This is a genomic window from Ruminococcus sp. YE282, assembly GCA_900101355.1.
GTDB classification, from domain to species: Bacteria; Bacillota; Clostridia; order Oscillospirales; family Acutalibacteraceae; genus Ruminococcoides; species Ruminococcoides bromii_A.
This window is the reverse complement of sequence record FMUV01000062.1, coordinates 1-5238: the sequence shown is the minus strand read 5'-3', so window position 1 is coordinate 5238 and position 5238 is coordinate 1. Positions and strand designations below refer to the sequence as shown.

Below are 5238 nucleotides of genomic sequence, written 5' to 3'. Positions count from 1 at the left end.
ATTGTTTCAAGCACCAGCGTTCGCAATACCGCCGACCTTATATAGTGGCTTTTGCATTCTTTGACGTACCTTTGATGTCCCAAGGTGTATGCAGAGCAGTCAAAGAAATCAGCTGGATAGTTCCCTTTCTCCTTGTTGCCTCTGGAGCGGTGATTAAACATCTTCGCTCCGCAGTCGGCACAATAAACAAGACCAGTAAACGGATTCGCAACACCAAAAGTATCAATACGTTTCGGCGTTTTCCGCAGCTTCTGCGCAAGCTCCCACGTTTCACGGTCAACGATTGCTTCGTGGGTGTCCTTGAAAATCAGCCAATCCTCTTTTGGATTCTTGACAGGGCTTTTGTCTTTGTAGGATTCCTTATGAGAACGGAAGTTGACGGTATCGCCGCAATATTCCTGCTTGGCTATAATATTTCCGACGATATAACCGCTCCAACTATATGGGTGCGTAAATTCCTCTTTACTTTTCCATATACCGATTCCTCTTTTGGCAAAATAAACGGCGGGCGTTTCAACCTTGTCGTCAAAAAGAATACGAGCAATCTCATACGGTCCATGTCCGTCAATCGTCAGCCGATAAATACGGCGGACAACCTGTGCGGCTTCCTCGTCGATCAGCCAATGGTTTTTATCGTTCGGATCTTTCATATATCCGTAGATAGCAATATTTGTCAGCGGCTTACCGGATTCGCCTTTTGTGCGAAAGGCGGCTTGCTGTTTGCGGCTGAGATCACGCAGATACCACTCGTTCATCACATTAAGGAACGGTGCAAACTCATTGCTGTTCTGATCATCGCTGTCAACGCTGTTAGCGATAGCGACAAAGTGAACGTGGTATTGACGGAACATTACCTCGGTGTAAAAACCTGTCTGCAAATAATCTCTGCCGATTCGGGACATATCCTTGACAAGAACGTGCGCCACCTTGTCGGCTTCAATATCTGCAATCAGCCGTTTCCAAGCGGGGCGGTCAAAGTTACCGCCCGAATAGCCGTCGTCGGTATAGTGGACGGGGTTTTCATACCCCTGCTGCCTTGCGTAGCTTTCGAGGTATGATTTTTGATTGATGATGGAGTTGCTGTCCCCGGCGAATTCATCGTCACGGGACAATCTCTCATATAATGCTGTAATTTTTCCTTCAGTCTGCTTTGCTGCCATATCAGGCGCTCCTTTCAGACTGTCGGCTCATTTGTGGTATGGTTATTATACCATAAGCCCCGTCATTTTTAAAGGCTTCATTGCGAACAATTCGCAAAATTTTATCTTCCATTGTTTCGCCGCTCTACTTGCAAAACACCTTGACGTTATAGGTGGTCTTGCCGATACGGCGAATCATCGTTGTATAGTTGTTGGTCAAAATATTACCTCCCATTGAATTTTGTAATTGATATGTGTATAATGAATTTAGTCAGTTCCTTAATCTGTAACCCCTAAACTGAAGCACTGATAAAAACACCTTGCCTACGCAAAAATGCTCCCCAAAAGCCGCTTGAACAGTGGCTTTCAGAGAGCAAAAGCGTTACATTTCAGCTTTATTCGTTCGGTGCTTTCTCACACGTTCTGCTGTTTGCCGACGGCGAGCTTCTGTAGCACACCGCTCAGAGCAATAGGTTTTCTTGCCGATTGCCGCAAACAGTTGACCGCATTGCTTGCATATCCGTGTCGGAATGCCCTTGAATAAAGCATATAGTTGAGCGTCAGTCGGCATTACAGCTTGCTCATAATACTTGCACAACTTGCTGTCGTTAAAGCCTATGCTGAACATATAGCACTCCGTTTCAAGCGGTAAGCAGCCGTATTCCTTGCTGTAATTGGCGCAGCAGTTAGTAACGTGTTTTTTGATTCGTTTCTTTTCGCTGTTTGATAATTCTGCCATAGCGTTTCCTCCTTCTTTATTGATAGAAGTAATCTGAAATCAAGAAAATAGATTACCCCTCCACATATAGGAGAAATCTGGCACGGTTTGCGGAACTGTTTTTGAAAAAATTTTAAAAATATCTTGGGAGGTGAATTTGCGGTGGATGATTATGAAGAACTATTAGCCGAGCAGGAAGAAGAACAGCTCGCCGAAGCGTTAGCCGACGAACATCAGGCTGAATTGGAAATACAGCTTGAACGTGACGAGGAACCGTCGCAAATTGATTAACCGCCCGAAACACAAAAGCTGAAGCGAGAATTAGAGCGTGAAGCGCTCGCACGATTGGAAAACGCCGCAAGGACAACCGCTGATTTTCAAAATGTGGTATCTTGGTGGAATCGACTTGACAGTAACCGTGAGCGCAGGGAGCGTTATCACGAAGTCAGCCGAAGCGGCTTGGATATTCCGCTTGATTATGGTGCTGCTCTTGACGGCGAGGTTATCCCATATGATGTAAATGATGTGCTGATAAAACAAATCCGCAAGGGCGATTATATCGACGCAATCTTTCATTGTCCGTTTGAGATAAACGAATTGGTGTCCGACGTTGATTTATCTAAGATACTGAATAAGCTATCTGATGATCACAAGGAAATTATCTTTAACAATTTTGTGCGAGGAACAAGTACAAAAGCTCTCGGCAAAATCAGAGAGCAATCCGACCGTAATATCCGCAAGGTCAGAGCGACCGCCTTGAAGAAGATACATAAAGCATTACTAAAAGTGTTATTGAGCCGCAAAGAAAAAGGTTATCCTCTCACGATGGAAGAAAAGCTATTTATAGAAAAAGCCCTTGACGGTAGCAAGGGCAATTAGTATAATAGTAATATATTATTCCAATTTCAGATTACATTGGTGATAGATATGAGCTTTCAATTCGAACATTCCAATTCAACTTGGGTACGATATAGCGAATATGAATGGAAACAAGCCGAGGACGGCAAGCTGTATTTGACCGCCTGTGCTGATGCTCAGCCTACAATATACGATCCGTTGAAAGAGTATCAGCAGTTAGTCTTGGACGCTCTGTATATCGGACGCTTGGGTATGAGGCAGGAGCAGGACGATACAGAAATACAAGACGAAATAAAAGCCTTTGCGGAAAAGTATGGACTGTTCGGATTGATGACGGCGTTGCCGACCACACCTTCTTTTATGGACTATGAAGCGGTGTATTTGCCTAAAAACCGTTTTATCAAAAAGGAAACGATGTCAACCGAAGATTATCTCAATTTGTTCTTTCCCTTTGACAAACTCGATGTAGTAAAGCGCAGCGTGGAATCATTATGGAATATTGAAGGCGACAATATGATGATGGCGCTCGCTATGACAATGAGCGACAGACCGATGGCGGTCAATATGAGCTTTCAGCGTCAGTATGCCGAGAGCTACGAATGGATGAAACAGGTGTTTACCGATTGGGCGTTTAACGCCACAACAGTGTTTCTGTATTACAATGACTATGATAAGCTGGACGATGACTACAAACAGCTTATGCGGCAGAGTATCCGTGCGTTTGACGGTAACGCTCCGAGCTATCACATTGAGCTGCTTGAACAGCCTACGCTTGTATGGGATTTCCATTCGCTCTTGCTCGGCATTCAGATGATGTTGTCCTTTATGCTGACCGACAAAAGCAATCCGATGAGGGTGTGCAAGAAATGTTCCAAATTCTTTGTAGCAAGCCGACCAAGCGCTGTATTTTGCAGCCCACGCTGTAAGAATCAGTATAACGTGTATAAGAACAGAGCGAAGAATAAACAGACGAAACTGAGGAATAAAATATGAAGCAAGATGATAAGAAGATACAAATCCGTAATAGCACAGTTGACTTTCTCGTTTTCACAAAAGACGCTCACGAGGAAGGAATCGAAGTCCGTGTGCAGAACGGTACTGTTTGGCTGACACAAAAGGCGATTTCTGAATTGTTTGATATTGACAGAAGTGTTGTAAATAAGCATTTAAAAAACATTTATGAAAGCGGCGAATTAGACGAAAATTCAACTTATGCAAAATTTGCACAAGTTGCCGACAACGGTAAAACCTATCAATATAAGTTTTACTCTTTACCGGCAATCATCGCCGTTGGGTATCGCACCAATTCCGAGCGGGCAACTCAGTTCCGTCAATGGGCGACAAAAATACTTGATACCTTCACCAGACAGGGATATGTTCTTGATAAAGACCGTTTGATCAACGGACAGATATTTGACGAGGATTACTTCGACCACCTGATTTCTGAAATTCAGGAGATCAGAGCGAGCGAAAGACGGTTTTATCAAAAAATCACTGATATTTACGCTACTGCTGTTGACTACTCCTTAGACAGTCAGATTACAAAAGATTTCTTCGCAACGGTGCAGAACAAAATGCACTATGCCGTTCACGGTAATACTGCGGCGGAGGTAATCGTTGGCAGAGCCGATCATACAAAGCAGCATATGGGATTGACCACTTGGAAGAACGCTCCCAAAGGAAAAATCGTCAAGGCGGATGTATCGATTGCGAAGAATTATTTATCGCACGATGAAATGCAGGAGCTTAATGAAATCGTCACAATGTATCTTGACTACGCTACCCGACAGGCTCGCAGACACATTCCGATGACGATGGAGGATTGGGCTTCAAAGCTGGATGCTTTTCTGCGATTCAACGACGCTGAGATTTTAGAGGACAAAGGAAAAGTAACCGCCGCTATCGCCAAAGCTTTTGCAGAAAGTGAATTTGAGAAATACCGTGTTATACAAGACCGTTTATATCAAAGTGATTTTGACAGATTGATGTCAGAAACAGAAAATAGTGACCATTGAGAAACCCGCTGTCAATGAAAAAATCGCTGACAGCGGGCTTGCGTTATACATAGACTATTTCGTTTAAAACAATTTCTTCGGCACGGTTGCGGATATTATTCATGCGACGTACCCACGCCCATTGGTCGGCGGCTTTGAGCGCTTCGGTTACGCCTTCCTGCTTCGCCATAGCTTTTACAAGGCTATCCATCCGCTCGGTACATTCTTTCTCAACCTCTGCCAAATGTTCGGACAGTTTGCAAGAGGTAAGCAAGTTGGTGTAGATGATCGGGCGGTGCTGTTTTAGGTATCTCAACCGCAAATGCCCATACTTACCAATCACATATTCCTTTGTTTCGGGTAAAGATAGATTCGGGAGCAAATAATCTCCCTGTTGGCTGTATGTACCGCCAAGCTGTTCAAAAATAGTTTTCTGTTCCATAACAGGCTCCTTTCGTAGTAATAGGTTTACAGTGCGGATTGTAGATTATACTCCTTTCCTACAACTGCTTTTCAGTTTACCACAAAT

At 43.9% G+C, this 5238-nt stretch carries 7 protein-coding genes; 4 read left to right on the top strand and 3 right to left on the bottom strand.

Annotated elements, in window-relative coordinates:
• Together BLP46_RS12380 and BLP46_RS12370 are read right to left on the bottom strand one after the other, a co-directional pair.
• Positions 1 to 1160: recombinase family protein (locus BLP46_RS12380; protein WP_167669275.1), on the bottom strand; the 1160-nt coding region annotated here is incomplete at its 3' end.
• A gap of 361 nt (positions 1161 to 1521) precedes the next feature.
• Positions 1522 to 1878: a cysteine-rich VLP protein gene (locus tag BLP46_RS12370; protein ID WP_092979332.1), complete on the bottom strand. Its 357-nt coding sequence runs from the start codon at positions 1876 to 1878 to the stop codon at positions 1522 to 1524.
• Positions 1879 to 2019: 141 nt separating this feature from the next.
• Between BLP46_RS12370 and BLP46_RS13420 the strand changes: the two genes are divergently transcribed.
• Genes BLP46_RS13420 through BLP46_RS12355 form a run of 4 tightly spaced genes read left to right on the top strand, consistent with a single transcriptional unit; the run spans position 2020 to position 4730 of the window.
• On the top strand, positions 2020 to 2148 hold the full coding sequence (locus tag BLP46_RS13420; RefSeq protein ID WP_318259627.1) for a hypothetical protein: 129 nt from the start codon (positions 2020 to 2022) through the stop codon (positions 2146 to 2148).
• A 54-nt stretch (positions 2149 to 2202) separates the two neighbouring features.
• On the top strand, positions 2203 to 2736 hold the full coding sequence (locus BLP46_RS12365) for a sigma-70 RNA polymerase sigma factor region 4 domain-containing protein (protein WP_092979331.1): 534 nt from the start codon (positions 2203 to 2205) through the stop codon (positions 2734 to 2736).
• A gap of 48 nt (positions 2737 to 2784) precedes the next feature.
• Positions 2785 to 3708 carry a hypothetical protein gene (locus tag BLP46_RS12360; protein WP_092979329.1) on the top strand — a complete coding sequence of 308 codons (924 nt, stop codon included), beginning with the start codon at positions 2785 to 2787 and terminating at the stop codon, positions 3706 to 3708.
• The gene (locus BLP46_RS12355; protein WP_092979328.1) at positions 3705 to 4730 is read left to right on the top strand and encodes a virulence RhuM family protein; all 1026 of its coding nucleotides are present in this window, start codon (positions 3705 to 3707) and stop codon (positions 4728 to 4730) included. The genes BLP46_RS12360 and BLP46_RS12355 overlap by 4 nt, the downstream gene beginning before the upstream one ends.
• Positions 4731 to 4773: 43 nt before the next feature.
• On the opposite strand, the gene BLP46_RS12350 is transcribed toward BLP46_RS12355, so the two are convergent.
• Complete coding sequence (locus BLP46_RS12350) at positions 4774 to 5151, bottom strand: TnpV protein (RefSeq protein ID WP_092979327.1); 378 nt, start codon at positions 5149 to 5151, stop codon at positions 4774 to 4776.
• Positions 5152 to 5238: the final 87 nt, after the last annotated feature.